The 25,727-nt window shown below is 56.9% G+C and carries 22 protein-coding genes and 1 tRNA gene; 16 read left to right on the forward strand and 7 right to left on the reverse strand.

Translation table 11 applies throughout. From position 1 onward, the window contains the following. Positions 1-290: 290 nt before the first annotated feature. The gene (gene uxuA / locus CWM58_RS21995; protein WP_061153852.1) at positions 291-1,481 is read right to left on the reverse strand and encodes a mannonate dehydratase; all 1,191 of its coding nucleotides are present in this window, start codon (positions 1,479-1,481) and stop codon (positions 291-293) included. Between the two features lie 207 nt (positions 1,482-1,688). Between uxuA and CWM58_RS22000 the strand changes: the two genes are divergently transcribed. The 9 genes from CWM58_RS22000 (at position 1,689) to yejF (ending at position 13,345) form a co-directional block, all read left to right on the forward strand. Continuing rightward, the gene (locus CWM58_RS22000) at positions 1,689-3,155 is read left to right on the forward strand and encodes a mannitol dehydrogenase family protein (RefSeq protein WP_100681787.1); all 1,467 of its coding nucleotides are present in this window, start codon (positions 1,689-1,691) and stop codon (positions 3,153-3,155) included. Positions 3,156-3,275: 120 nt separating this feature from the next. Next, on the forward strand, positions 3,276-4,262 hold the full coding sequence (locus CWM58_RS22005; protein WP_061153850.1) for a CobW family GTP-binding protein: 987 nt from the start codon (positions 3,276-3,278) through the stop codon (positions 4,260-4,262). A 28-nt stretch (positions 4,263-4,290) separates the two neighbouring features. Next, entirely contained in the window at positions 4,291-5,004 is a 714-nt protein-coding gene (locus CWM58_RS22010; RefSeq protein WP_165785836.1) for a phosphatase PAP2 family protein, read from the forward strand. A gap of 426 nt (positions 5,005-5,430) precedes the next feature. After that, positions 5,431-6,000 (forward strand): bifunctional murein DD-endopeptidase/murein LD-carboxypeptidase, encoded by a 570-nt coding sequence (gene mepS / locus CWM58_RS22015; RefSeq protein WP_004201653.1) that lies wholly within the window; start codon positions 5,431-5,433, stop codon positions 5,998-6,000. Between the two features lie 188 nt (positions 6,001-6,188). Beyond that, positions 6,189-7,751, forward strand: a complete 1,563-nt coding sequence (locus tag CWM58_RS22020; RefSeq protein WP_100681788.1) for a cyclic di-GMP phosphodiesterase — start codon at positions 6,189-6,191, stop codon at positions 7,749-7,751. 68 nt (positions 7,752-7,819) lie between these two features. Continuing rightward, a complete protein-coding gene (locus CWM58_RS22025; protein ID WP_100681789.1) occupies positions 7,820-9,625 on the forward strand; it encodes an extracellular solute-binding protein in 1,806 nt (601 codons plus the stop codon). Between the two features lie 9 nt (positions 9,626-9,634). After that, positions 9,635-10,729 carry a microcin C ABC transporter permease YejB gene (locus CWM58_RS22030; protein ID WP_100631141.1) on the forward strand — a complete coding sequence of 365 codons (1,095 nt, stop codon included), beginning with the start codon at positions 9,635-9,637 and terminating at the stop codon, positions 10,727-10,729. Further along, complete coding sequence (locus CWM58_RS22035; RefSeq protein ID WP_100681790.1) at positions 10,729-11,754, forward strand: microcin C ABC transporter permease; 1,026 nt, start codon at positions 10,729-10,731, stop codon at positions 11,752-11,754. The genes CWM58_RS22030 and CWM58_RS22035 overlap by 1 nt, the downstream gene beginning before the upstream one ends. 1 nt (position 11,755) lies before the next feature. Next, on the forward strand, positions 11,756-13,345 hold the full coding sequence (gene yejF / locus CWM58_RS22040; protein ID WP_100681791.1) for a microcin C ABC transporter ATP-binding protein YejF: 1,590 nt from the start codon (positions 11,756-11,758) through the stop codon (positions 13,343-13,345). Positions 13,346-13,348: 3 nt separating this feature from the next. Here yejF and CWM58_RS22045 read toward each other — a convergent pair whose 3' ends face one another. The 3 genes from CWM58_RS22045 to rsuA form a co-directional block, all read right to left on the reverse strand. Beyond that, complete coding sequence (locus tag CWM58_RS22045; protein WP_002912974.1) at positions 13,349-13,693, reverse strand: YejG family protein; 345 nt, start codon at positions 13,691-13,693, stop codon at positions 13,349-13,351. Positions 13,694-14,023: 330 nt separating this feature from the next. Continuing rightward, positions 14,024-15,220 (reverse strand): Bcr/CflA family multidrug efflux MFS transporter, encoded by a 1,197-nt coding sequence (locus tag CWM58_RS22050; protein ID WP_100681792.1) that lies wholly within the window; start codon positions 15,218-15,220, stop codon positions 14,024-14,026. Further along, positions 15,217-15,936: a 16S rRNA pseudouridine(516) synthase RsuA gene (rsuA, locus tag CWM58_RS22055; protein WP_061153842.1), complete on the reverse strand. Its 720-nt coding sequence runs from the start codon at positions 15,934-15,936 to the stop codon at positions 15,217-15,219. The genes CWM58_RS22050 and rsuA overlap by 4 nt, the downstream gene beginning before the upstream one ends. A gap of 147 nt (positions 15,937-16,083) precedes the next feature. On the opposite strand from rsuA, the gene CWM58_RS22060 reads away from it, so the two are divergent. Then, positions 16,084-17,841 carry a DEAD/DEAH box helicase gene (locus CWM58_RS22060; protein ID WP_100681793.1) on the forward strand — a complete coding sequence of 586 codons (1,758 nt, stop codon included), beginning with the start codon at positions 16,084-16,086 and terminating at the stop codon, positions 17,839-17,841. Between the two features lie 136 nt (positions 17,842-17,977). Continuing rightward, a complete protein-coding gene (gene rplY / locus CWM58_RS22065; protein ID WP_061153840.1) occupies positions 17,978-18,262 on the forward strand; it encodes a 50S ribosomal protein L25 in 285 nt (94 codons plus the stop codon). An 80-nt stretch (positions 18,263-18,342) separates the two neighbouring features. Here rplY and CWM58_RS22070 read toward each other — a convergent pair whose 3' ends face one another. Then, positions 18,343-18,939, reverse strand: coding sequence for an NUDIX domain-containing protein (locus CWM58_RS22070; RefSeq protein ID WP_061153839.1), 597 nt, complete (start codon positions 18,937-18,939; stop codon positions 18,343-18,345). A gap of 81 nt (positions 18,940-19,020) precedes the next feature. On the opposite strand from CWM58_RS22070, the gene CWM58_RS22075 reads away from it, so the two are divergent. Then, a complete protein-coding gene (locus tag CWM58_RS22075) occupies positions 19,021-19,782 on the forward strand; it encodes a DeoR/GlpR family DNA-binding transcription regulator (RefSeq protein WP_061153838.1) in 762 nt (253 codons plus the stop codon). Between the two features lie 10 nt (positions 19,783-19,792). Here the strand turns inward: CWM58_RS22075 and yejK are convergent, their stop codons facing one another. Continuing rightward, positions 19,793-20,800, reverse strand: coding sequence for a nucleoid-associated protein YejK (yejK, locus tag CWM58_RS22080; RefSeq protein ID WP_074388020.1), 1,008 nt, complete (start codon positions 20,798-20,800; stop codon positions 19,793-19,795). 186 nt (positions 20,801-20,986) lie between these two features. Between yejK and CWM58_RS22090 the strand changes: the two genes are divergently transcribed. The 4 genes from CWM58_RS22090 to CWM58_RS22105 all read left to right on the forward strand — a co-directional run bounded on the left by CWM58_RS22090 (position 20,987) and on the right by CWM58_RS22105 (position 24,274). Next, positions 20,987-21,214, forward strand: coding sequence for a YejL family protein (locus tag CWM58_RS22090; protein WP_004195346.1), 228 nt, complete (start codon positions 20,987-20,989; stop codon positions 21,212-21,214). An 18-nt stretch (positions 21,215-21,232) separates the two neighbouring features. Next, the gene (yejM, locus tag CWM58_RS22095) at positions 21,233-22,993 is read left to right on the forward strand and encodes an LPS biosynthesis-modulating metalloenzyme YejM (RefSeq protein ID WP_061153836.1); all 1,761 of its coding nucleotides are present in this window, start codon (positions 21,233-21,235) and stop codon (positions 22,991-22,993) included. A gap of 76 nt (positions 22,994-23,069) precedes the next feature. Next, positions 23,070-23,146 (forward strand) — tRNA-Pro (locus tag CWM58_RS22100). A 369-nt stretch (positions 23,147-23,515) separates the two neighbouring features. Next, positions 23,516-24,274 carry a hypothetical protein gene (locus CWM58_RS22105; protein WP_094318513.1) on the forward strand — a complete coding sequence of 253 codons (759 nt, stop codon included), beginning with the start codon at positions 23,516-23,518 and terminating at the stop codon, positions 24,272-24,274. 187 nt (positions 24,275-24,461) lie between these two features. Here CWM58_RS22105 and CWM58_RS22110 read toward each other — a convergent pair whose 3' ends face one another. Continuing rightward, positions 24,462-25,727: a Y-family DNA polymerase gene (locus CWM58_RS22110; RefSeq protein ID WP_080916537.1), complete on the reverse strand. Its 1,266-nt coding sequence runs from the start codon at positions 25,725-25,727 to the stop codon at positions 24,462-24,464.

Raw genomic sequence — 25,727 nt, forward strand, 5'->3', positions numbered from 1 at the left:
GCTGGCCGGAGCCCGGGGGTACAGGGGGCGGCGGCGACTGGCCGCCCCCTGTGCGCTCCCTGCACCATGAGTGACATAACGCAGAAGAAATATCGGGAGCGCAATCTGCCCGGAAATAACAGAGAACACAGGTTTTTCCAGGGTCGACACTGTTGCAAACCGATCACAGTATCTACCCCATTGCGCCGTTATTTTGTCGGGTGGCGCTTCACTTACCCGACCAGGCTGACGCCCCGACAGTAAAAAGGGACAGCCGCCGGCTGTCCCTTTTATTATCCCTATTACCGCAATTACAGCAGTTCAGGGTATTTGGTCATTTTCAGCGCCAGCTCGACGCCACGCACTTCCGCCATCCCCTTGAGACGGCCAATCGCCGAATAGCCTGGGTTGGTTTTCTTGCGCAGATCGTCGAGCATCTGATGACCATGATCCGGGCGGAATGGGATCGGACGCAGATCGCCAGCCTGTTTACGCCGCTGCTCTTCACGCAGGATAGCATCCACCACCGCCACCATATTGACGTCGCCGCTAAGGTGCGCCGCCTCGTGGAAGGTTTTCGGGTTCGCTTCACGGCAGGTGGAGCGCAGATGGGTGAAATGGATGCGATCGCCAAAGGTTTCCACCATCTTCACCAGATCGTTATCGGCGCGGACGCCATACGACCCGGTACACATGGTGAAGCCATTATTGATGCTGTCCACCGTCTCTTTCAGCCACTGCATATCTTCGATGGTCGACACGATACGCGGCAGGCCGAGGATCGGCCGCGGCGGATCGTCCGGATGCACTGCCAGACGGATCCCCACCTCTTCGCACACCGGCACGATGGCGCGCAGGAAATAGGCCATATTGTCGCGCAGCTGCGCTTTATCGATGTGGTCATATTCCGCCAGACGCGCGCGGAACTGATCGAGGGTGTAACCCTCTTCCGCCCCCGGCAGGCCGGCGATGATATTGCGGGTCAGTTTCTCAATATCCGCTTCGCTCATCGCCTTGAACCAGGCTTCGGCCTGGCGCTGCTCTTCTTCGCTGTAATCCGCTTCCGCGCCCGGGCGTTTAAGGATATGTAGTTCAAAGGCGGCGAAGGCTATTTGATCGAAACGCAGCGCCCGGGAGCCGTCCGGCAGCTCATATTCCAGATCGGTGCGCGTCCAGTCGAGGATCGGCATAAAGTTGTAGCACACGGTATCGATGCCGCAGGCCGCGAGGTTGCGGATGCTCTGCTGATAGTTGGCAATCCAGGTCGCATACTGCCCGCTATGAGTTTTAATATCCTCGTGGACCGGAATGCTTTCGACGACCGACCAGGTCAGCCCTTTTGCCGCTAACAGCGCCTGACGCGCTTTAATCTCGTCTACCGGCCAGACCTGACCGTTTGCAATATGGTGCAGCGCAGTCACGACGCCGGTCGCCCCTGCCTGCCGTACATCATCAAGCGATACCGGATCGTTCGGCCCATACCACCGCCAGGTTTGTTCCATCGCTATGCCCTCACAAAAGTTGTTATACCAATAATGGCGACACTCATGACGACTACCATACATGTTTCTGCTCAGGCTGCAAACAGTGCCGGCGCATTGATTGATCCAGCTCACAGTCAGCGGATAATTTCGGCTTACCAATTTAATTTCCTGTCATATAACTTTAGACTGACATTGTTAATAAGCAGTTAAACAGGTGTGTGAAGAATGACAACAATTGCAACCGCTACGCTACCGGAAAGCGTGCAACGTCCTCAGTACGATCGCAGCCAGCTCCGCTCGCGTATTGTCCATTTCGGCTTTGGCGCGTTTCATCGCGCGCACCAGGCGCTGCTGACCGATCGCGTGCTGAATAACGTCGGTGGCGACTGGGGGATCTGTGAAATCAGTCTGTTCAGTGGCGATACGCTGATGAGCCAGCTTCGCGAACAGGACCACCTGTTTACCGTGCTGGAAAAAGGCGCCGACGGTAATCAGCCCATTATTATCGGCGCGGTGCACGAATGTCTGAATGCCAGGCTCGATTCACTGGCGGCAATTATCGAAAAATTTTGCGAGCCGCAGGTGGCGATTGTCTCGCTGACCATCACGGAAAAAGGCTATTGCATCGACCCGGCGACCGGCAAACTGGATCCGACGCATCCGCGCATCGTTCACGATCTGGAGAATCCGACGCTGCCGCAGTCGGCTCCCGGTATTTTAGTGGAAGCGCTGGCCCGCCGCCGGGAACGGGGCCTGCCGCCCTTTACCGTGCTCTCCTGCGATAACATTCCCGACAACGGCCACGTGGTGAAAAATGCCGTCCTCGGCATGGCGGAAAAACGCAGCCCGGCGCTGGCGAACTGGATCGCCGATAACGTCAGCTTCCCGGGCACCATGGTGGATCGGATCGTTCCCGCTGCCACCGCCGAGTCGCTGGCGGAAATCGCCGCCGTGCTGGGGGTCGACGATCCCTGCGCCATCAGCTGCGAACCCTTCATTCAGTGGGTGGTCGAAGACCACTTCGTCGCCGGACGACCCGCCTGGGAGACGGCAGGCGTGCAGATGACCGACGACGTGCTGCCCTGGGAACAAATGAAGCTACGGATGCTCAACGGCAGTCACTCTTTCCTCGCCTGGCTTGGCTATCTGTCAGGATATGCGCACGTCAGCGACTGCATGCAGGATGACGTCTTCCGCCGGGCGGCTCGCCAGCTGATGCTTGACGAACAGGCCCCGACGCTGACCATTACCGGCGTCGATCTGGAGGCTTATGCCGACAGCCTGATCGCCCGTTTCAGCAATCCGGCGCTCAAACACCGCACCTGGCAGATCGCCATGGACGGCAGCCAGAAGCTGCCCCAGCGTATGCTCGATGGCATCCGCGTGCATCTTGAGCGCGGTAGCCGCTGGCCGCTGCTGGCCCTCGGCGTTGCCGGCTGGATGCGCTACGTCAGCGGTACTGACGATGCGGGTCAGACGATCGACGTGCGCGATCCACTGGTCGACAAGATCCAGCAGCGGGTGGCGCAGAGCGATGAGCAGCAGCGCGTCGATGCGCTGCTCGGGCTGGAGGAAATATTTGGCCGCGACCTGCCGCACAACGCGCAGTTTGTCGCCGGGATCCGCACCGGCTGGCAGCAGCTGACGACGCACGGTGCCCGCGAGGCCGTGGCCTGCGCGCTGAATTCTTAACAATATTTGCGCTTATGCGGACAGAATCCGCTTCTGTCCGCCTCAGGTCTTCTCTTTTCTCCCTTTTTTCGTCAGGATAGGCGTAACTGTTACAACATTACATTTATCCTGGAGAAAAGAGTGACCAGAACCAATTTGATCACCGGCTTTCTCGGTAGCGGTAAGACGACCTCTATTCTTCATCTGCTGGCACAGAAACCTGCGGATGAAAAATGGGCCGTACTGGTGAATGAGTTTGGTGAAGTCGGGATAGACGGCGCGCTGCTGGCCGACAGCGGCGCCCTGCTCAAAGAGATCCCCGGCGGCTGCATGTGCTGCGTCAACGGCCTGCCGATGCAGGTTGGACTGAATACCCTGCTGCGCCAGGGTAAACCCGATCGTCTGTTGATCGAACCCACCGGCCTTGGCCACCCGAAGCAGATCCTCGATATCCTCACCGCAGCAGTGTATGAACCCTGGATCGATCTGCGCGCCACAGTGTGCATCCTCGATCCCCGCCAGTTGCTGGATGAGAAAGTCGTCAACAATGACAATTTCCGCGATCAGCTGGCGGCGGCGGACATCATTGTGGCCAACAAAAACGATCGGGAAACGCCCGAAAGCGCCCAGGCGTTGGCCGACTGGTGGCTGCGCTGGGGCGGCGATCGCCGTCAGGTGTCGGCGACCCAGGGCAATATCGACCTCGCCCTGCTCGATGAGCCGCGCCGCAACACCGCCCCATTGCCGGCGAGTGCGGAGCATGTTCACCACTCTCGCCCGACCAGCGGTCTCGCCGCACTCAGCCTGCCCGAGCACCAGCGCTGGCGCCGCCATCTCAACAGCGGCCAGGGCTATCAGGCCTGCGGCTGGATTTTCGACGCGGAAACGGTCTTCGAGACCATCGGCCTGCTCGAATGGGCACGGCTGGCACCTGTGGCACGCGTCAAAGGTGTGATGCGCATTGCCGAAGGGGCTGTGAGGATCAACCGCCAGGGCGAAGATCTGCATATCGAGACCCTGAGCGTCGCCCCACCTGATAGCCGGATCGAGCTTATCTCGGCGAACGAAGCCGACTGGAACGCGCTCCAGACCTCACTGTTGAGGCTTCGTTTAAGTTACGACGGCTAAGGTTGCCGCCGACTGTTACAGAATCGCAATGGCTATGATGAAAAACCGAATTCCTTTAATCCTGCTGCTTAACATCGCGGGTGTGGCACTATTTTGTTCCTGGTATTTACCAGCCAACCACGGCGCGTGGTCGCCGCTCGACTCTGCGATCTTCCATTTCTTTAACCATGGCGTCAGCGTCAGCCACGCCTATGCCTGGCTGCTGGCGATTATCAACAATCGCGCCTTCGACGCCTGTTCACTGCTGGCGATGGGTTGCCTGATGCTCAGTTACTGGCTTAAAGCGTCGGCGGCGGGCCGTCGTCAGATTGCCATCATGGGCGTGGTGATGCTGCTGGCGGCGGTGATCATTAACCAGCTGGCGCAGCACCTGATGCCGGTTCAGCGCGCCAGTCCATCGCTGTTTTTTGACGATATCACCCGCGTCAGCGATGTCGTCAATTTTCCCACCAAGGATGCCTCAAAGGACAGCTTCCCTGGCGATCATGGGATGATGCTGCTGATCTTCGCGAGCTTTATGTGGCGCTATTTCGGCCGTCGTGCGCTGGCCGTGGCGCTGGTGATATTTGTGGTCTTTGCTTTCCCGCGCGTCATGATTGGCGCTCACTGGTTCAGCGATATTGCCGTGGGCTCCCTGACCGCCGTCCTGATTGGCGCGCCGTGGGTATTGATGACACCGCTGAGCGATAAATTGATCGCCCTTTTCGATCGCTCCCTGCCCGGCGGAATATCGGCCAAATAATGCCGTGCTCGCCGTCTGGCGTCATTATCTATAAGGGGACCTTTTGGGTCCCCTTTTTCAATTGTGCTTTTTTTCAACATGATGTTCATCTTCTTGTCACATTAATCCCGTGACAAATGAAGGAATTGTCTGTTTTTTACCCGATGCTGGCGCTATTTTGTCCTTTCCCGATGATTCACTTTTTGTCACCAAAATACTTATAAGAAATCGCGCAAAACCGCTCGCCATGCGGCGTTTGATAGGGTAATCTCGTTCTCGTTTTGCCTTTTCCGCAACATTAATTCAGAGCATGAATAAATTTGTGCGTGACTGCACAAATTTAAGCTTAAGGAATTGTCTCATTGCGGATGGGTATTTAGGCTCTAACACGTTTGGCATTTTTTATAACGACATTGTCGTTAAGGACAACAAGGGAAAATAAACAGCATGGTCAAATCTCAGCCGATTTTGAGATACATCTTGCGGGTAGCCCCCGCGATTGCAGTAGCGGTTCTGCTTTCCGCGTGTAGTTCAACAAGTACCGCCAGAAATATGCATTCTGAGACGCATGCTGTGGGTAGTGGCGATTTATCATCACTGCAAGCCTCTCAGGATGAATTTGAAACGATGGTCCGTAACCTGGACGTGAAGTCCCGTTTGATGGATCAGTATGCCAGCTGGAAAGGCGTGCGTTACCGCCTCGGTGGCAGCACTCGCAAAGGTATCGACTGCTCGGCGTTCGTGCAGCGCACCTTCCGCGAACAATTTGGTCTGGAACTGCCGCGTTCAACCTCTGAACAGCAGGAAACCGGAAAATCGATTTCCCGTACCCAGCTGCGTACTGGCGATCTGGTTCTGTTCCGCGCCGGCTCTACTGGCCGCCACGTCGGGATCTATCTCGGCAACAACCAGTTCGTTCACGCCTCCACCAGCAGCGGGGTGACCATCTCCAGCATGGATGAACCGTACTGGAAAAAGCGCTACAACGAAGCGCGTCGAGTTCTGAGCCGCTCGTAAACTGTCCTCTACCGCCGCCGGTTATCCCTTGGCTGGAGGCGGGATAAAAAAACACTGCCCCGGCAGTGTTTTTTTTTGCCACCTGATTCTGAACGACGCAAAATAAGCTATGTCTTTTAAGTGGGAATGAGAAAAACGACGACTGACAACCCGTTGATGCGATTCAATAACACGGAAAGACTATAGCTATGCTTACTCGCTACTTTTCGCCCCAGCGTAAAATCTGGTTAACCAGCCTCTGCGTGGGGGTTATCGTCGCGCTGCTGGCCGGCTGCATTCAGTTCATGGTGATTTACCATAACCGGGCAGAGCGATTCGACGCCATTATCAACAACGTTAACACTTACCTGAAAAGCTATTTTTACGATCTACGTCAGACCATTGACGGCCTGCAGCCGCTGGTGGATCAGCCCTGCGAAAATATCGACTCGGGGCTCACCTCCCATGCCGCCTTCAGCCCTAACGTTCGCGCATTTCTGCTGGTCAAAAACGGCGTCGTCTTTTGCTCCTCGGCGACAGGGGCCATGAATACGCCCCTCAGTCAGCTTATCCCGACGATCGATATTCACAAACCCCTTGATATGGCGATTTTGCCGGGCACGCCGATGATGCCGAAAAGCGCAGCGCTGGCGTTATGGGTTAGCAAACCCGATGATGCAAACAGCGGCATTTTCGTATCGATTAACGCCAACCTCACGCCCTATATCCTCTATTCCGCACGACAAAATGATTTCAGCGGTATTGCGCTGGCCATCGGCCATACCGCCATCTCCACCTTCAGTAACCGGCTGGTGGATCCGCAAACGCTGGACAACGCACCGATCCGCCAGGTACAGATCGACGGTTTACCGCTGAAGGTCTACCTGTATGCCAACAGCTGGCTGGCGGAAAATACACAGTTTGCCCTGTTGCTCGGGGTAGTGTGCGGTCTGCTGGCGGGGTTGCTCTGTTATTACGTGCTGACGATCAAATCCGATCCGCGAAAATCGATACTGCTGGGGATCAAAAATAACCAGTTCTACGTCGTCTATCAGCCGGTCGTGAATGCCCAGACCCTGCGCATCAGCGGCGTGGAAGTGCTCATGCGCTGGCGCCATCCGGTGGTGGGTGAAATCCCACCCGACGTCTTTATTAACCTGGCGGAAACCCAGCAGATGATCGTGCCGCTGACCCATCACCTGCTGGCGCTGATCGCCAGCGACGGTCAAGTGCTTAAACGGATCCTGCCCCGCGGCGTCAAGCTGGGGCTCAATATTTCCCCTGCCCATCTGCAGGCTGACAGCTTCCGCGACGATATGCTGCGCTTTGCCGACGCGCTGCCCGCCGACCATTTTCACGTGGTGCTGGAGGTGACCGAGCGGGCCATGATTGATAAAGAAAAATCGATCGCTAACTTCGCCTGGCTCCACCAGCAGGGTTTTGAAATCGCGATTGATGACTTTGGTACCGGGCATAGCGCGCTGATTTATCTCGAACGCTATAACTTCGATTATCTGAAGATCGATCGCGGCTTTGTGCAGGCGATTGGCACCGAAACTGTGACCTCGCCGGTGCTGGATGCGGTACTGACCCTCAGCCGCCGGCTGAAATTAATGACCGTCGCTGAAGGAGTGGAGACCCAGGAACAGGCGGAATGGCTTCGTGCCCAGGGCGTCAATTTCCTGCAGGGGTACTGGATAAGCCGTCCGCTATCGCTGGAGGCACTGGTCGCCGCGCATGATGAACCTGCGAATTATTTCACAACGCGCTAAGTCTCACATATGATGCGGGAACAGAGGTCGGCTATGGGGGCCGACCATGACAAGGTATTCTGCCGTCTATGTATGCGCGCCTCTTTTTAATTCTGCTTGCTCTGTTTAGCCTTAGCGCTAAGGCGCAAACTATAAAAGAAAGCGTCGCCTTTGCGATTATCGGTGAACCCAAATACGCCGCCAGCTTCAGCCATTTTGATTATGCCAATCCAAAGGCGCCGAAAGGCGGCACCCTCACCCTGGCGGCTATCGGCACCTTTGACAACTTCAACCGCTACGCACTGCGCGGCAATCCCGCCGTGCGTACTGAGGCGCTCTACGATACCCTGTTCACCACCTCGGATGATGAGCCCGGCAGCTACTACCCGCTGATTGCCGAACGGGCGCGCTATGCTGAGGATTATTCATGGATGGAGATCGCTCTCAACCCGCGCGCCCGCTTCCATGACGGCACGCCAATCACCGCCCAGGACGTCGCGTTTACCTTCAACAAGTTTATGACCGAAGGGGTGCCGCAGTTCCGCCTGTTTTATAAAGGCACCACCGTTAAGGCCATCGCCCCGTTGACCGTACGAATCGACCTCGACCAGCCCGGCAAAGAGAACATGCTGAGCCTGCTGAGCCTGCCGGTGATGCCTGAGGCATTCTGGCGCCAGCACAAACTCAGCGACCCGCTGTCAAAGCCGCCGCTGGCCAGCGGGCCATACCGCATCAGCGCCTGGCGAATGGGGCAATACATCACCTATTCACGGGTCGCCGACTACTGGGCAGCCGATCTGCCGGTCAACCGGGGTCGCTGGAATTTCGATACGCTGCGCTATGACTATTATCTCGACGACAATGTCGCTTTCGAAGCCTTTAAAGCGGGAGCCGTCGATCGCCGGGAAGAGACGGTCGCCAAAAACTGGGCCACCCGCTACGTCGGTCGCAACTTCAGCCGCGGCTACATTATTAAAGATGAGCATACAAATACCTCGGCGCAGGATACCCAGTGGCTGGCGTTCAATATTCAGCGCCCGGTTTTTGCCGATCGCCGGGTGCGGGAGGCCATTACCCTGGCGTTCGATTTTGAATGGATGAACAAGGCGCTGTTTTACAGCGCCTATCAGCGCGCCAACAGCTATTTCCAGAACACCGAATATGCCGCCCGCAGCCTGCCCGACGCGGCCGAGCTGGCCCTGCTGACGCCGATGAAAAACGAACTGCCCCCGGAGGTCTTCAGCCAGGTTTACCAGCCGCCGGTCTCCCGCGGCGATGGCTTCGACCGCGACAACTTACTCAAAGCCGACGCCCTGCTCAATGCGGCGGGTTGGACGGTAAAAAACCAGCGCCGGATCAACGCCGCCACTGGCAAGCCGCTGCGCTTTGAGCTGCTGATGCCAGCCGGAGGCAATGACCGCTGGGTGCTGCCGTTTCAGCACAACCTGCAGCGCCTGGGGATCGTCATGGATATTCGTCAGGTTGATAACTCGCAGTACAGCAACCGCCGCCGCAGCCGCGATTACGACATGATGCCGAGCCTGTGGCGTGCCATGCCCTGGCCCGGCACCGACCTGCAAATCTCCTGGGCCTCAGACTATATTCACTCCAGCTATAACGCGCCGGGGGTGCAAAGCCCGGTGGTGAATAAGCTGATTGCGCAGATCCTGCAGTGGCAGGGCAATAAGCAGAAACTGATCCCCCTCGGTCGGGCGCTGGACCGCGTGCTCACCTGGAATAACTACATGCTGCCGATGTGGTATATGGCGCAGGACCGCACCGCGTGGTGGAATAAATTCTCATTCCCCGAGACCCGCCCCATTTATTCGTCAGGCCTCGATACCTGGTGGTACGACGTGAATAAAGCGGCCACCCTCCCCGCGGACAGACGTTAAGGACATCCCATGGGCAGCTACCTGATCCGCCGTTTGCTGTTAGTGATCCCCACCCTGTGGGCCATCATCACCATTAACTTTTTTATAGTGCAAATCGCGCCCGGCGGCCCGGTCGACCAGGCCATCGCCGCCGTAGAGTTTGGTCAGCACGGCGGGATGCCGGGTGCCGGCGACGGCGGGATGGGCGCCAGCCATGCCCGCACCGGCGCAGGGAACATCAGCGAGGGGCACTATCGCGGGGGGCGGGGCCTTGATCCGGAAGTCATCGCCGAGATCACCCACCGCTACGGCTTCGATAAGCCGCTGCACGAGCGTTACCTGAAGATGCTGGGCGATTATCTGCGCTTTGATTTTGGCGACAGCCTGTTTCGCAGCGCCTCAGTACTGCAGCTGATTAAAGACAGCCTGCCGGTCTCGGTGAGCCTCGGGCTGTGGAGTACGCTGATTATCTACCTGGTTTCCATTCCGCTGGGTATCCGCAAAGCGGTCAGCAATGGCAGCCGCTTTGACATCTGGAGCAGTACGCTGATTATTATTGGCTATGCGATCCCCGCCTTTCTGTTCGCCATCCTGCTGATCGTGATTTTTGCCGGCGGCAGCTATTTCGACCTCTTCCCGCTGCGCGGTCTGGTCTCACCGAACTTCGACACCCTTCCCTGGTATCAGAAGATCCTCGACTACCTGTGGCACATCACCCTGCCGGTGCTGGCGACGGTGATTGGCGGCTTTGCCGCCCTGACCATGCTGACCAAAAACAGCTTCCTCGACGAGATCCGCAAACAGTATGTGGTCACTGCCCGCGCCAAAGGTGTCGGTGAGAAACAGATCCTCTGGGGACATGTATTCCGCAACGCCATGCTGCTGGTGATCGCCGGCTTTCCGGCCACCTTTATTAGTATGTTCTTTACCGGTTCGCTGCTGATCGAAGTGATGTTTTCGCTAAACGGCCTGGGTCTGCTGGGCTATGAAGCGACGGTCTCCCGCGACTATCCGGTGATGTTCGGCACACTCTATATTTTCACACTGATTGGCCTGCTGCTGAATATCATCAGCGATATCAGCTATACGCTGGTCGACCCGCGCATTGATTTTGAGGGCCGCTAATGTCTTTCTTCAGTCCCGTTAATCAGGCCCGCTGGGCGCGCTTTCGTCACAACCGTCGCGGCTACTGCTCGCTGTGGCTGTTTTTAATTCTCTTCCTCTGCAGCCTGGGCGCCGAGCTGCTGGCCAACGATCGCCCGCTGCTGGTGCAGTACCGGGGCCAGCTGTACGTTCCGGTGTTAAAAAACTACACCGAGCAAACCTTTGGCGGCGCATTTGCCACCGCCGCCGACTATCAGGATCCCTGGCTACAGCACCAGCTGGCCACCCACGGCTGGGCGCTTTGGCCGCCGGTGCGCTTCGGCGCAACGACGATTAATTTTGCCAGCACGGTTCCTTTTCCGTCGCCGCCCTCGACCAGCAACTGGCTCGGCACTGACGCCAACGGCGGCGATGTGCTGGCGCGGATCCTCTATGGGACACGCATCTCGGTGCTCTTCGGTCTGCTGCTAACGCTGTTCTCCAGCGTGCTGGGGGTGCTGGCCGGGGCGATACAGGGTTACTACGGCGGTAAAATCGACCTCTGGGGCCAGCGCTTTATCGAGGTCTGGTCAGGGATGCCGACGCTGTTTTTGATTATCCTGCTCTCCAGCGTCGTGCAGCCTGGCTTCTGGTGGCTGCTGGCAATCACCGTCCTTTTTGGCTGGATGACGCTGGTGGGCGTGGTGCGCGCTGAATTTCTTCGCACCCGCAACTACGACTACATCCGGGCGGCGCAGGCGCTAGGGGTCAGCGACCGGCAGATCATCCTGCGGCATATGTTGCCTAACGCAATGGTGGCGACCCTCACCTTCCTGCCTTTTATCCTGTGCAGCTCCATTACCACCCTGACGTCGCTGGATTTTCTCGGCTTCGGTCTGCCGCTCGGCTCCCCCTCTCTCGGGGAGCTGCTGCTGCAGGGAAAAAACAACCTGCAGGCGCCCTGGCTGGGCATTGCCGCGTTTCTCTCCGTCGCCGTACTGCTGACGCTGCTGATTTTTATTGGTGAAGCGGTTCGCGACGCCTTTGACCCAAGTAAGGCGGTGTAATATGACCCACCCGCTGTTAGCTATCGACAATCTCTCTATTGCCTTTCGCCAGCAGGGCGAGACGCAGACCGTGGTACATAATCTGTCGCTCGAGGTGGCGGTCGGTGAGACGCTGGCGCTGGTGGGAGAATCCGGCTCCGGAAAAAGCATCTCCGCGCTGTCAGTGCTGCGGCTGCTCCCCACCCCGCCGGCCAGCTACCCCAGCGGCGATATCCGCTTTCATGGCCAGTCGCTACTGCATGCGAATGAGGCCACGCTGCGCGGTGTGCGCGGCAACCGAATCGCGATGATCTTTCAGGAGCCGATGGTGTCGCTCAACCCTCTGCATACCCTGGAAAAACAGCTCTACGAGGTGCTGTCGTTACACCGGGGAATGCGCAAACAGGCGGCGCGCGGGGAGATCCTCGACTGCCTGGAGCGCGTTGGGATCCGTCAGGCACCGCGGCGACTGGCGGACTATCCGCATCAGCTCTCCGGCGGCGAGCGCCAGCGGGTGATGATCGCCATGGCGCTGCTGACGCGCCCGGAGTTGCTGATCGCCGATGAACCGACCACCGCCCTCGACGTGTCAGTGCAGGCACAAATCCTGCAGCTGCTGCGCGAGCTGAAGCGGGAGCTGAACATGGGGTTGCTGTTTATCACCCATAACCTGAGCATTGTCCGTCAGTTGGCTGACCGGGTGGCGGTGATGCAGAACGGCCGCTGTGTGGAACAAAATCACTGTCGGGCGCTGTTCAGCGCACCAGCGCATCCGTACACCCAACGCCTGTTGGATAGCGAGCCGGACGGCGAGCCGGTACCGCTGGCCGTCGATGCCCCGGTGCTGCTGCTGGCGGACGATTTAAACGTGGCGTTTCCTGTTCGCAAAGGGATCCTGCGCCGGGTGGTCGATCACCATCGGGTGGTCAACAGCCTCAGTTTTCAGCTGCGCGCCGGCGAGACGCTGGGGCTGGTGGGCGAATCGGGATCGGGAAAAAGCACCACCGGTCTGGCGCTGCTGCGCCTGATCTCATCCGAGGGCAGGATAACCTTTGCCGGCCAGCCGATTCAGGGGCGTAACCGTCGACAGCTGCTGCCGTTGCGCCGACAAATGCAGGTGGTTTTTCAGGATCCGAACTCGTCGCTCAATCCGCGTCTGACGGCGCAGCAGATTATTGAAGAAGGATTGCGCGTTCACCAGCCGACGATGACGGCAGTCGAACGCGAACAGGCGGTGATCCTCGCCATGCAGGAGGTCGGCCTCGATCCGGCCAGCCGCCAGCGCTACCCGGCGGCGTTCTCCGGTGGCCAGCGGCAGCGTATCGCCATCGCCAGAGCGTTGATCGTCAAGCCGCAGCTGATCGTCCTCGACGAGCCGACCTCATCGCTGGACAAAACCGTTCAGGCGCAGATCCTGAATCTGCTGAAAGCATTACAGCAAAAACATCAGCTGGCCTATATTTTTATCAGTCATGATTTACGCGTGGTGCGGGCGCTGTGTCATCAGGTGATGGTGCTGCGTCAGGGAGAGGTGGTTGAACAGGGCGAGTGCCAGTCCGTCTTCAGCGCACCCCGACACGAGTATACCCGCCAGCTGCTGGCGCTGAGCTGACGGTCAGAAGGGGTTGTTGCCGGAGAAGGGCTCGGCGATGGCCACGCCAAAATTTTTCAGACGACAGGTGGCGGCGAACTCATCCTGCAGGTTAACGAACAGGCAGGGTTCGCCTTCGCACTCAAGGACGGAACAGTCGACTTCGATGTCGCTTAACGCCTGGCTGAGCTTATGCATAACCGGCCAGGCTTTCTCACCGTCCGGACTCAGCAACTTCAGGGCAACGAGACTGTTCTCGTTCTGCGCGCCGTTTTGCGGAATCGGTTCAACTCTGGAACCCGCAAAACCGGCCAGCCAGCGATAGCTCTGCGGCAGACGGTGTACGATAGAGAGTTGTTGTGTATTCACGTGGTTTCCCCGGAAGCAAAAAGCTTCACAATAAATTTACATCAATATTAACACACTGTTGACAAATAGTCCTGCCTTGACGCAGAAAACGTTTACAGCCACGGCGGGCCAGGGTTAAGCACTTATAATCCAGCGCTTTATTTTTTTACCCGGCGAGCCGATTGGCGCTATATGTACCCGTTTCTGTGATCCAAAACAACTTTTTTATCGCAACAATGCGACTTTTTACACTAATTGATTTTACATAAAGGAAACAAATCGCAGAACCCTGAAGCTCATTCTGGTTGACATGTATCAAGAAAGGGGCGATTTCGCCCCTGAAAATGTGACCTAGTGTGCGATTTTTCGCCGACGGGAAGCGTAAAGCGAGAAGAAAATAGAACAGGTTGCGCAGAAGGCAATAGAGATCAGCATCGGCCAGGCGGTGGTAAACGTTGCCATAGACAGCAATGCGCCGATGATAGCCCCAATACCAAAACGAAACGTTCCGGCCAGCGACGAAGCGGTGCCCGCCATATGCGGAAACTCATCGAGGATCACCGCCATGGCGTTAGACGACACCATCGATACGCAACCGACAAAGGCCGCCACGCCGAGCACCAGTGACCAGAAGCCAACATCGAGTAGCGCGCAAACCACCATCCATACCGCCATGGCAAACTGGATCCACAGCCCGGCGCGGAACATGCGCAACGCCCCCACCCGCCGCACAAAGCGGCTGTTGAACATGGTCATCAGGAACAGGAAAACAATGTTCAGCGCAAAATAGTAGCCAAAGTGCTGAGGCGCGACGTGGTTAATATTGATATAGACGAAAGGCCCGGCACTGAGGAAAGAGAACATGCCGGCGAAGCTAAAGCCGCTCGCCAGCATATAGCTCAGCACCCGCTTGTGACGGAACAGGGTGGCAAAATTACCCAGCGTAGTACGCAGATGGAACGGCTGACGCCTGTCAGCTGGTAGCGTCTCGCGGATAAACAGGCCGATCATCAGCGAGGCCAGCAGGGCCACCAGCGCAAGGATCCAGAAGATGGCATGCCAGCTAAACCAGACCAGCACCGCCCCGCCAACCATCGGCGCCACCAGCGGCGCAATGGTCGTCACCAGCATGACAAACGACATCATCCGTGAAAACTCATCTTTCGGATAGATATCGCGCATCAGGGCGTTGATCACCACGCTGGCCGCCGCGGCCGCCAGACCGTGGAAGAAACGCATGACAATGAGCATATCGATGGTCTGCGACAGGGCGCAGGCCACCGCCGCCGCGGCGAATACCAGCGTCCCGCCGAGGATCACCGGTTTGCGACCAAGGCTGTCTGCCATCGGCCCGTACAGCAGCTGACCCAGCGCAAACCCCAGGATATAGGTGCTGAGCGTCATCTGCGCGCTGCCGTCCGGGACGTTGTACTGGGCGGCGATCACCGGCAGCGCCGGAAGATACATATCGATCGACAGCGGCATCAACATGGCCAGCAGGCCGAGAATAAACACAATTCCCACAGAAGAATTCTGCTTCACCGTCACGTTTTACTCCGTGCCTGCGGGGCGCCCACGCTGGCGATTTCCGCTTCCGTCAGCGGACGATATTCACCCGGCGCCAGCGCGTCATCCAGCAGAATGTCGCCGATGCGCTCCCGATGCAGGCCAACCACATGGTTGCCCACGGCGGCGAACATACGTTTCACCTGATGGTAGCGCCCTTCGCTAATGGTCAGACGCACTTCGGTCGGGGTGATGACTTCAAGCACCGCGGGTTTAGTGAGATCTTTTTCGTTATGTAACTGGACGCCTTTGGCAAACAGCTCTGCGGTCCCTTCCGCCAGCGGGCTTTCCAGCTCCACCAGATAGGTTTTTTCACAGTGGTGGCGTGGCGAGGTAATGCGGTGCGACCACTGGCCGTCATCGGTCATCAGCACCAGCCCGGTGGTGTCGATATCCAGACGCCCGGCGGCGTGCAGCTTGTGCGCCACCGGCTCATCGAGGAAATAAAGGATCGTCGGATGATCGGGATCGTCGGTGGAACAGACGTAACCCTGCGGCTTGTTGAGCATAAAGTAACGTGGGCCGTGCTGCTGGGTCAGCGTGTTACCGTCATACTCCACCTCGTGCTCCGGCTGGAGCTTAAAAGAGGTATCTTTCACAATGTCGCCGTCCACGGTAACGCGGCTACCGCGGATTTCACGCCCGGCAATAGCCCGGCTGACGCCAAGCTGCTGAGCGATAAACTTATCAAGTCGCATGAGTTTTTTTTAGCCTGTAATAATGCTGGAGCGGGCAACTCGCCCGAAAAAGAAGAATTTCACTGGCTAGTATAACGGGCTCTTAACACCACTCAAGGGAAAAGATTCGTGGCATACTATTCGCGAGTTAATTAGCCCCGTGAATTCATGACTTTTACATTACGCTCCTATCAACAAGAAGCTGTCGACGCCACCCTCGCCTGGTTTCGTCGCCATACCGAGCCGGCGGCGATAGTCCTGCCCACCGGCGCGGGCAAAAGCCTGGTGATCGCCGAGCTCGCCCGGCTGGCCCGCGGCCGCGTGCTGGTGCTGGCCCACGTCAAAGAGCTGGTGGCGCAGAACCATGCGAAATACTGCGCCCTTGGCCTCGAGGCGGATATCTTTGCCGCCGGTCTGCAGCGAAAAGAGAGCCATGGCAAAGTGGTGTTCGGCAGCGTGCAGTCGGTGGCGCGTAATCTCGACCAGTTTCACAGTGAATTCTCGCTGCTCATCGTCGATGAATGCCACCGCATCAGCGATGACGACGACAGCCAGTATCAGCAAATCATTAGTCACCTGCGGCAGGTGAATCCTCAGCTCCGGCTGCTCGGCCTGACGGCCACCCCGTTCCGCCTCGGCAAGGGCTGGATCTATCAGTTTCACTATCACGGCATGGTTCGCGGCGACGAGAAAGCGCTGTTTCGCGACTGCATCTACGAGCTGCCGCTGCGCTATATGATTAAGCACGGCTACCTGACGCCGCCGGAACGCCTTGATATGCCGGTGGTGCAGTACGATTTCAGCCGTCTGCAGGCGCAGAGTAACGGCCTGTTCAGTGAAGCCGATCTTAACCACGAGCTGAAAAAACAGCAGCGCATTACGCCGCATATCGTCAGCCAGATCGTGGAGTTCGCCGAAAGTCGTAAAGGGGTGATGATCTTCGCCGCCACCGTGGAACACGCCCGGGAAGTGACTGGCCTGCTGCCGGCGGCGCACGCCGCACTGATCACCGGGGAAACGCCTGGACCAGAGCGGGATCGCATCATCGAGGCGTTTAAAGCGCAGGAGTATCGCTATCTGGTGAACGTCGCGGTGCTGACCACCGGCTTCGACGCCCCGCACGTTGACCTGATCGCCATCCTCCGCCCCACCGAGTCGGTGAGTCTTTACCAACAGATCGTTGGCCGCGGCCTGCGCCTGGCGCCGGGCAAAACCGACTGCCTGATCCTCGACTACGCCGGCAACCCGCATGACCTGTACGCCCCGGAAGTGGGGACGCCGAAGGGGAAAAGCGACAACGTGCCGGTGCAGGTCTTCTGCCCGGCCTGCGGTTTCGCCAACACCTTCTGGGGCAAAACCACCGCCGACGGCACCTTGATTGAACACTTTGGCCGCCGCTGCCAGGGCTGGTTTGAAGATGATGACGGCCACCGCGAACAGTGCGACTTCCGCTTTCGCTTCAAAAACTGCCCGCAGTGCAACGCGGAAAACGATATCGCTGCCCGCCGCTGCCGCGAGTGCGACACGATTTTGGTCGACCCGGACGATATGCTGAAGGCGGCGCTAAAGCTAAAGGACGCGCTGGTGCTGCGCTGCAGCGGCATGGCCCTGCAGCACGGTAGCGACGAGAAAGGCCCGTGGCTGAAAATCACCTACTATGATGAGGACGGCGCCGACGTGAGTGAGCGCTTCCGTCTGCAAACGCCCGCCCAGCGTACCGCCTTTGAGCAGTTGTTTATCCGCCCGCATACCCGTACGCCGGGAGTGCCGTTACGCTGGATAACCCCGGCGGATATCATTGCCCAGCAGGCGCTGCTGCGCCATCCTGATTTTGTCGTCGCCCGTATGAAGGGACAATACTGGCAGGTGCGGGAAAAAGTGTTCGATTATCAGGGCCGTTTCCGTCGCGCCAATGAGCTGCGTTAATCCGCCAAAAACTGAGGTTTTGATTGCCGCTGTGCCGATTGGCGGCTATAATGCCGCCCGCTTTTGCATTCGCAAAGCAGATAATCTGCCTGCAGCTGGGTCGCCTGTTGCAGGCTTTATATATAGAGAGACATCAATGTTTACTATCAACGCAGAAGTACGTAAAGAGCAGGGTAAGGGTGCGAGCCGCCGCCTGCGCGCAGCTAACAAGTTCCCGGCAATCATCTACGGTGGCGAAGCTGCTCCGGTTGCTATCGAACTGGATCACGACAAACTGTGGAACATGCAGGATAAAGCTGAATTTTACGGCGAAGTTGTGACCCTCGTTATCGATGGCAAAGAAGAGAAAGTTAAAGTTCAGGCTGTTCAGCGTCACCCGTTCAAGCCGAAACTGTCTCACATCGACTTCGTTCGCGCGTAATCGCCGATAGCAAGTTGTATGGCATAACGCCCCGGGGTCTTCGGATCCGGGGCGTTTTGTTATTTGCGCCGCCCACGGCCTTAGCCGGCGAGGAGCGTGTCAGCATTTAGTGCCAGATGCTGCAACAGCATTATCGTTTTAGCATCCATGATCTCGCCATCGCGAATAGCCTGCAGCGCCCGCGCCAGCGGCCACTCCAGCACTTCAATATCCTCACCTTCTGCCGCCAGCCCGCCGCCGTCGCCCCGACGATCATCAGCCTGATATTCCGCGATAAAAAAGTAGAGCTTCTCAGTAACAGAGCCTGGGCTCATAAAGACAGTGAAGACGGGTTCGATACGCGTCACGCGAAAGCCGGTCTCCTCTTCCGCTTCGGCAACGATCCGCGCTTCCGGCGAGGCGTTATCCAGCAGCCCGGCGGCAGCCTCAATCAGATACCCATCGTGGCCGTGGGTAAACACCGGAAAACGGAACTGACGGGTCAGGACCACCGTCCGCTTCTCACGGTTATAGAGTAAAATGACCGCGCCGTTGCCGCGGTCATAGGCTTCCCGGCTCTGCTCCTGCCAGCGGCCGTCCCGGCGCAACAGTTCAAAAGTATATTTTTTTAAGGTGTACCAGTTGTCAGAGAGCAGCGTCTCGCGAACGTGGCGGACGTGCGGTGCGTGAGTTTGCATGTTATTTCCCCTTTGAGGTGACAGACGGCACCATAACATGCATAATCGTGCATAAACAAGATCAGCCGTGAAGGAAAATCGATGCTCGCCAGTCAGAGAAAACAACAGATCCTCCAGATCCTCACTGAGGAAAAACAGGTCATGTCCGGGGAACTGAGTCAGCGATTTAACGTCTCCGAGGACTCCATTCGCCGCGATCTGCGCGAGCTGGCGGCGGACGGGAAACTACAGCGGGTCCATGGCGGCGCACTGCCGGTTTCTGCCGCCATTGCGCCTATTGAAACGCGCAAAAGCGTGCAGATCGCCTCCAAGCAGGCGGTAGCGCGCGCCGCTGCCGCGCTGATCCAGCCAGGACAGGTGGTGATTGTCGATGGCGGCACCACCACCGCGGCGATGATCGGCTTTTTACCTGCGGAACTGAGCTGTACGGTGGTCACCCACAGCCCCGGTATTGCCGTGGCGCTAGTCGACCACCCGCGAATCGAGGTGATCCTGCTCGGGGGCAAAGTGTTTAAACATTCGGTCGTCGCTGTGGGCGCCGAGACGCTGGCGGGTATGGCGCGGATCAATGCCGATCTGTTCTTTATGGGAGTGACCGGCATCCACCCGCGGGCAGGTTTCACTACCGGTGATTATGAAGAAGCGGGCATCAAACGCGCACTGGCGGCCAGAGCGGCGGAAACCGTGGTGATGGCGTCCCGGGAGAAGCTCAACGCCGCGTCGGCCTTTGCCATCGGCGAACTGAGCCTCGCCAGCACGCTTATCGTCGATGGTGAACCCGACGCCGCGCTGCGCCAGCAGCTGGTGCAGTGCGGCGTGGAGATCATCCCCGTTCAGCGATAGCGCGTGGGACTTAATTACCGCCGGACGTCCGGCGCTGCAGCTGGTCGCGCAGATTCGGCGGGGTACCCTTAATGGTCAGGGTATCGGTGGCGGGATCCCAGAACACGCGCTCGCCTAACAGCATGGCGTCGAAGTTAATGGTCAATCCGCCGCCGCTGCCGGCAAACTTGGTCAGCTGACGTAAGGTGCTGCGATCCGCCGGGAAGCTCTCTTCCAGCTCATAGCCCTGCTCGGCAGTGAACTCCTGGAAGCTCCTCTCACTGACGCCGGCGAGCTCTTTGGACAGCGACTCCAGCTCAATCTCTTCCCCGGCCTGCAGCTGTTCATTGCAGTAAGCGTAGACCTGCTGACGCACATTCTGTCGCTCGGATTTATCAAGCTGGGCATCGGCGGCAAAGTCGTCCACCGCCTGCAGCAGGCCGCGGTTCTGCGCTTTGGCGTTAAGCCCTTCGCTGGCGCCGAGGAAATCCATAAAGAAGTCGGCCACTTTGCGCCCTACCCGCCCTTTCAGGAAGGTCAGATAGCGGGTCGATTCCGGGTTGGTTTCCCACTCGGTCAAATCGATGCGCGCGACGATATCAGCATGGTTAATATCCAGATAATGGGTCGAGCGGATATCCAGCTCTTCGTTGACGCGCATACTGCTCAGGTTATTGAGCACCGCCACCAGCAGATACTCGACCGCCAGGTAACGATACTGGCAGAACAGGACAATGCCCCCTTCAGCGAACGGGTATTTCGCCAGTTCATCGCGCAGACGACCAGTCGCCGCGCGGCTGAACGCCAGAAACTCTTCTTCCCCCTGACGCTGCAGACGCAGCGCCTGCGCCAGTTCACTCTCTTCATTGAACAGGCCATAGGCTTTGCTTTTGGCGCTATAGACCCGGTGCAGTTCAGCCATCATCTCGACGACCGTCGCGTTCGGCTCCAGCAGTGACTCGCGCAGCACCAGCTCCAGATTTTGTTCATCACGTTTGATTAACTGATGCAGGGCAATCTGGTCGATATCCAGACTCATGTTAAACTCTCCTTTTAGACCGGGCGGTATTCAACCACCGCCGGGTTGCCGACGCAACTGGCGCCACACATTTCGACGTTGTTACCGACGATCGGTGCGCTTTTGCGCCGCGGCGAAAAAATGCGGAAAAAAAGCTGCTGCTACGGTAATATGTTGCCCTTTCACGAACAAACAGATTTTGAGTTTATGCCGCAAATTTCCCGCTATAGCGATCAACAGGTCGAACAGTTGCTCAGTGAGCTGACGAACGTCCTGGAATCACACAAAGCCCCGGTTGACCTTTCACTGATGGTGTTAGGCAATATGGTGACCAACCTGATCAACAGTAGCGTCGCGCCGGCGCAGCGTCAGGCCATCGCCCGTTCTTTCGCGCAGGCTTTGCAGTCTTCCATTAACGACGATCCGGCGCATTAAGGATAACAGCAACAGTATATGGTGACTCTACGTCAGCCCTACCGAGAAAAAGTCTCCCAGATGGTTAGCTGGGGGCACTGGTTCGCCCTGTTCAACATGTTGTTGGCCATGGTGCTCGGCAGCCGCTATCTTTTTGTCGCCGACTGGCCGACGACGCTTGCCGGACGACTTTTTTCGTACGTCAGTCTCGTCGGACACTTCAGCTTCCTGGTGTTTACCAGCTATGTGCTGATCCTATTCCCGTTGACCTTTATCGTGGTCTCGCAGCGCCTGATGCGCTTCCTGTCGGTGATCCTTGCCACCGCCGGGATGACGCTGCTGCTGATAGATAGCGAGGTCTTCACCCGCTTCCATCTTCACTTAAACCCGGTCGTCTGGGAGCTGGTCATTAACCCTGACCAGAATGAGATGGCGCGCGACTGGCAGCTGATGTTTATCAGCGTCCCGGTCATCTTTTTGATTGAAATGCTCTTCGCCACCTGGAGCTGGCAGAAACTGCGCAGCCTGACACGTCGCCGCCATTACGCTCGCCCGGTCGCCTGGTTCTTCTTTCTGTCGTTCGTCAGCAGCCACCTGGTCTATATCTGGGCGGATGCCAATTTCTATCGCCCGATCACGATGCAGCGGGCGAATCTGCCGCTCTCCTATCCGATGACCGCCCGCCGTTTCCTCGAGAAACATGGCCTGCTCGACGCCCAGGATTATCAGCGTCGCCTGGTGGAACAAGGGGCGCCGGAGGCGGTATCGGTCCAGTATCCGCTCAGCAATCTGCGTTACCGTGACCTCGGCGCGGGTTACAACGTGCTGCTGATCACCGTCGACAATCTGAACTATTCGCGGTTTGAAAAGACCATGCCGGCGCTGGCGGCGTTCGCCAAAGAGAACGTCAATTTTACCCAGCATATGAGCTCGGGTAATACCGCCGACAGCGGCCTGTTTGGCCTGTTCTACGGTATTTCACCAGGCTATATGGACGGTGTCCTCTCGGCGCGTATTCCCGCCGCGTTGATCACCGCCCTCAACCAGCAGGGCTACCAGCTGGGCCTGTTCTCCTCCGATGGGTTTAGCAGCCCGCTCTATCGCCAGGCGCTGCTCTCCGACTTCTCGCTACCGAGCGCGAAGACCCAGAGCGACGAGCAGACGGCCAATCAATGGATCGGCTGGCTGGACCGTTACGCGCAGGATGAGAATCGCTGGTTCTCGTGGATCTCGCTCAACGGCACCACCCTCGACGACACGCAGCAACAGGGCTTTGTCCGCCGTTACAGCAAGGCGGCAGGTGACGTCGACGCCCAGATTGATCGGGTGCTGACCGCGCTACGTGCAGCCGGTAAGCTCGACAATACGGTGGTGATTATCACCGCTGGCCACGGCAAGCCGCTTAACGTCAAACACGACCCGTTCGACTGGTCGCGCGAGCAGCTGCAGGTACCGCTGGTTATTCACTGGCCGGGCACGCCGGCCCAGGAAATTGCCACGCTGACCGATAACAAAGATGTGATGACCACGCTGATGCAGCGTCTGCTCCACGTTTCGACGCCAGCCAATGAATACTCGCAGGGTGAAGATCTGTTCAGCGCCGTACGGCGTCGTAACTGGGTCACCGCGGCCAACGGCGATACGCTGGCCATTACCACCCCGACTATCACCGTGGTCCTCAACCATAACGGCACCTACACCACCTGGAGCCGCGACGGCGAGAAAATTAAAGATCAGAAACCGCAGCTCAGCCTGTTGCTGCAGGTCCTGACTGACGAAAAACGCTTTATCGCTAACTGATTGATTAATTATGAATCAATCGCGCGTGACCCGCTTGCATTCGCTCGGGGAACGGGTAATATTGTTCCCCACGCGTCGGCACGTAGCGCAGCCTGGTAGCGCACCGTCATGGGGTGTCGGGGGTCGGAGGTTCAAATCCTCTCGTGCCGACCAAAAATCCCAGAGAAACCAGCCTCTTAAGGCTGGTTTTTTTACGTCTTTTTTTCGTACGGGGAGTTAATGGGGTGAAATGGGGGTGAAACCCTTATTATCGACACTAGGGAAATCTCTTTTTATCATACAAAATCGATGCATTCATGAGTTATGATTAACCACGAATTTTCCATGTGAATTAATATCATACGATTTTTTATGCTACTTGCAGTTTCCCTACACGTGAATAACATCTTTACTTTTCAAAAGCCTTCTATACTCAAGTGTACTAATCGTTAAAAAAGCATTAAACCGATAAGTTTAATCGATTTGATATCACGTGCTTTTACTGTAAAGTTTCTGAACTCAGACGGGTAACAGGCGTCTATAATGACAACAACAGTTTATGACCGCATAAACAAACTAATTGCGAGTGATTCTCGGTGGTCATGTGATTTGACTACTCGTGGCTATCCAGGACACGTCTTATACATTGATGATACTGGATTTGGCAAAATTGCTGACCGCAATGATTTTGTAATGACACTCGCCGGCGATGGACTGCTCATTGAGCAGTGGAAAAGATGGTGGGCAGGTGATTTATCAGATCAAGAGCCACCTGTCGTTTTGCCAACCGGACAATCAGTAGTTTTACACATTGTTAAGAAATCTACTAACGAAGTGATTTTTGACAAAGGCAACATGCTTGCAGCTGCATGCTCTCAAACTAAAGAATTGCAGGCAGTGTTTTCTGGTTCTGGCGGCGGACATGCAGCTCAAGACTGGATGACAAACCACTGTGCCCGAACAGCAATTGATGCAGCCAAGCATGTCGATCCATTTACTGGAGGTTCAGTACGATTCGTAGACTTCGCGAGTGGTATGGCGGATCTCGAAGCTTCAGTACACACAATTTTAGAAGTTAACCAGGCTCTATTGATGAGGGGGCTTATTATGGATACTAAAAATCCGCACGTTCAGCACGTTTCAATTAGTGCACAGGAAGTTGCAGATGTACGGCAGATGCTGATTAATGGCAACATTACCCCTTGTGCACCTGTTGGTAAGAAAACCCAAGATTGGGATGACGCTTCCAAGAAACGCCTATCCGCTGCTATCAAGCGTATTCGTGAAGAAGAAGCTATTTAAACCATGAGAATTTTCACAACCCGGTCCATGTGGCCGGGTTTTTTCTTTCCTCTTATCTACTAAGAATTATCCATTGCCCGCAAACCATGCTTTTTCAAAGATGGTAAGCGGATATCAGTAGTTACGACCGTAAGCGTCTCTTTCGAAACAACGATGATCGGGCCAAGAGCAGAACTAATTGTTCCTATCACCTGACGACTGGTAGATCTGAAAACCGGGTTGTATAACGTGGTGATAGCATTTCCCTCTTCATCTGCCAGGCAGTCTGGATCCCCTGCCCTGCAAAATACAGAGTTCCCCGTCCGTCTTTCGCATTGAGATGATCGAGAACTTCCATCAATTTCTCGCTGTTCTGCCGGGGAGCGTTATCATCGAACAGGTTTAGCTGGGCCACTCCCTGGCTGTAGAAATCGCCCAGCATCACCCCTGCTTTCTGGTAACGATGCCCATCTCGCCAGATTGCATCAAGACATTTCGTCGCAGCGGTGATTATGTCCCGGCTGTCCTGGGTCGGCGTTAGCAGCTTTACCGTTGCGCTGTTCCCATAGTACGGCTCGTTCAGCGCAAAGGGGCTGGTTTTGACAAATGCGGAGATAAATCTGCAATACTGGTGCTCACCACGGAGTTTCTCCGCTGCACGTGATGCGTAGCTGCATATCGCCTGCCTCATCTCATAGTATTCAGTGATACGGCCGCCGAACGAACGGCTGCACACGATTTCCTGCTTTACCGGCGCGAATTCCTCAAGACCAAGGCATGGCTCGCCGCGCAGCTCCCGCACCGTTCTTTCCAGCACAACATTAAAGTGCTTCCTGATGAAACGGATATCCGTGTCGGCAAGTTTTAACACTGTGTCTATCCCCATAGACTCCAGTTTTTTACTGATACGGCGCCCAACGCCCCATACTTCATCAACCGGCAACAGCGCCATTAACTTCCTCTGCCGTTCCATATTCGACAAATCAACTACGCCTCCGGTCTGCCGCTGCCACTGTTTCGCTGCGTGATTTGCCAGCTTAGCCAGGGTTTTAGTCTGTGCTATGCCGACGCCGACCGTGAGGTGCGTCCGGCGCAGAACCGTCTCGCGAATTTCCCGACCAAAATCGGTAAGATCTCGACAGTTACGAACACCAGTCAGATCGCAAAATGCCTCATCAATACTGTAAATTTCGCAGCGTGGAGATAGTTCCTCCAGCGTTGTCATCACTCTGTTGGACATATCGGCATAAAGCTCATAGTTGCTGCTAAACGCGATAATACCGTGCCGGCGAAACATGTCCTTTTGCTTGAAATAAGGCTCACCCATTTTGACGAAGGGCTTCGCCTCTTGCGAACGAGCGATCACGCAGCCGTCGTTGTTTGACAGGACGACCACCGGCCGCCCCTTCAGGTCAGGACGAAATACGGTCTCGCACGATGCGTAAAATGAGTTCACATCGCAAAGCGCAAACAT

The organism is Klebsiella sp. H-Nf2, assembly GCF_002806645.1.
Classification (GTDB): domain Bacteria; phylum Pseudomonadota; class Gammaproteobacteria; order Enterobacterales; family Enterobacteriaceae; genus Klebsiella; species Klebsiella variicola.

What these genes read in the sequence shown, in the direction of transcription:
- rsuA (WP_061153842.1), bottom strand. Translation starts at nt 15,936, where the DNA reads ATGCGACTTGATAAGTTTATCGCTCAGCAGCTTGGCGTCAGCCGGGCT.
- yejK (WP_074388020.1), bottom strand. Translation starts at nt 20,800, where the DNA reads ATGAGTCTGGATATCGACCAGATTGCCCTGCATCAGTTAATCAAACGT.
- uxuA (WP_061153852.1), bottom strand. Translation starts at nt 1,481, where the DNA reads ATGGAACAAACCTGGCGGTGGTATGGGCCGAACGATCCGGTATCGCTT.
- CWM58_RS22035 (WP_100681790.1), top strand. Translation starts at nt 10,729, where the DNA reads ATGTCTTTCTTCAGTCCCGTTAATCAGGCCCGCTGGGCGCGCTTTCGT.
- CWM58_RS22000 (WP_100681787.1), top strand. Translation starts at nt 1,689, where the DNA reads ATGACAACAATTGCAACCGCTACGCTACCGGAAAGCGTGCAACGTCCT.
- CWM58_RS22060 (WP_100681793.1), top strand. Translation starts at nt 16,084, where the DNA reads ATGACTTTTACATTACGCTCCTATCAACAAGAAGCTGTCGACGCCACC.
- CWM58_RS22105 (WP_094318513.1), top strand. Translation starts at nt 23,516, where the DNA reads ATGACAACAACAGTTTATGACCGCATAAACAAACTAATTGCGAGTGAT.
- yejM (WP_061153836.1), top strand. Translation starts at nt 21,233, where the DNA reads ATGGTGACTCTACGTCAGCCCTACCGAGAAAAAGTCTCCCAGATGGTT.
- CWM58_RS22030 (WP_100631141.1), top strand. Translation starts at nt 9,635, where the DNA reads ATGGGCAGCTACCTGATCCGCCGTTTGCTGTTAGTGATCCCCACCCTG.
- CWM58_RS22110 (WP_080916537.1), bottom strand. Translation starts at nt 25,727, where the DNA reads ATGTTTGCGCTTTGCGATGTGAACTCATTTTACGCATCGTGCGAGACC.
- CWM58_RS22090 (WP_004195346.1), top strand. Translation starts at nt 20,987, where the DNA reads ATGCCGCAAATTTCCCGCTATAGCGATCAACAGGTCGAACAGTTGCTC.
- CWM58_RS22025 (WP_100681789.1), top strand. Translation starts at nt 7,820, where the DNA reads ATGTATGCGCGCCTCTTTTTAATTCTGCTTGCTCTGTTTAGCCTTAGC.
- CWM58_RS22075 (WP_061153838.1), top strand. Translation starts at nt 19,021, where the DNA reads ATGCTCGCCAGTCAGAGAAAACAACAGATCCTCCAGATCCTCACTGAG.
- CWM58_RS22070 (WP_061153839.1), bottom strand. Translation starts at nt 18,939, where the DNA reads ATGCAAACTCACGCACCGCACGTCCGCCACGTTCGCGAGACGCTGCTC.
- rplY (WP_061153840.1), top strand. Translation starts at nt 17,978, where the DNA reads ATGTTTACTATCAACGCAGAAGTACGTAAAGAGCAGGGTAAGGGTGCG.
- yejF (WP_100681791.1), top strand. Translation starts at nt 11,756, where the DNA reads ATGACCCACCCGCTGTTAGCTATCGACAATCTCTCTATTGCCTTTCGC.
- mepS (WP_004201653.1), top strand. Translation starts at nt 5,431, where the DNA reads ATGGTCAAATCTCAGCCGATTTTGAGATACATCTTGCGGGTAGCCCCC.
- CWM58_RS22010 (WP_165785836.1), top strand. Translation starts at nt 4,291, where the DNA reads ATGGCTATGATGAAAAACCGAATTCCTTTAATCCTGCTGCTTAACATC.
- CWM58_RS22020 (WP_100681788.1), top strand. Translation starts at nt 6,189, where the DNA reads ATGCTTACTCGCTACTTTTCGCCCCAGCGTAAAATCTGGTTAACCAGC.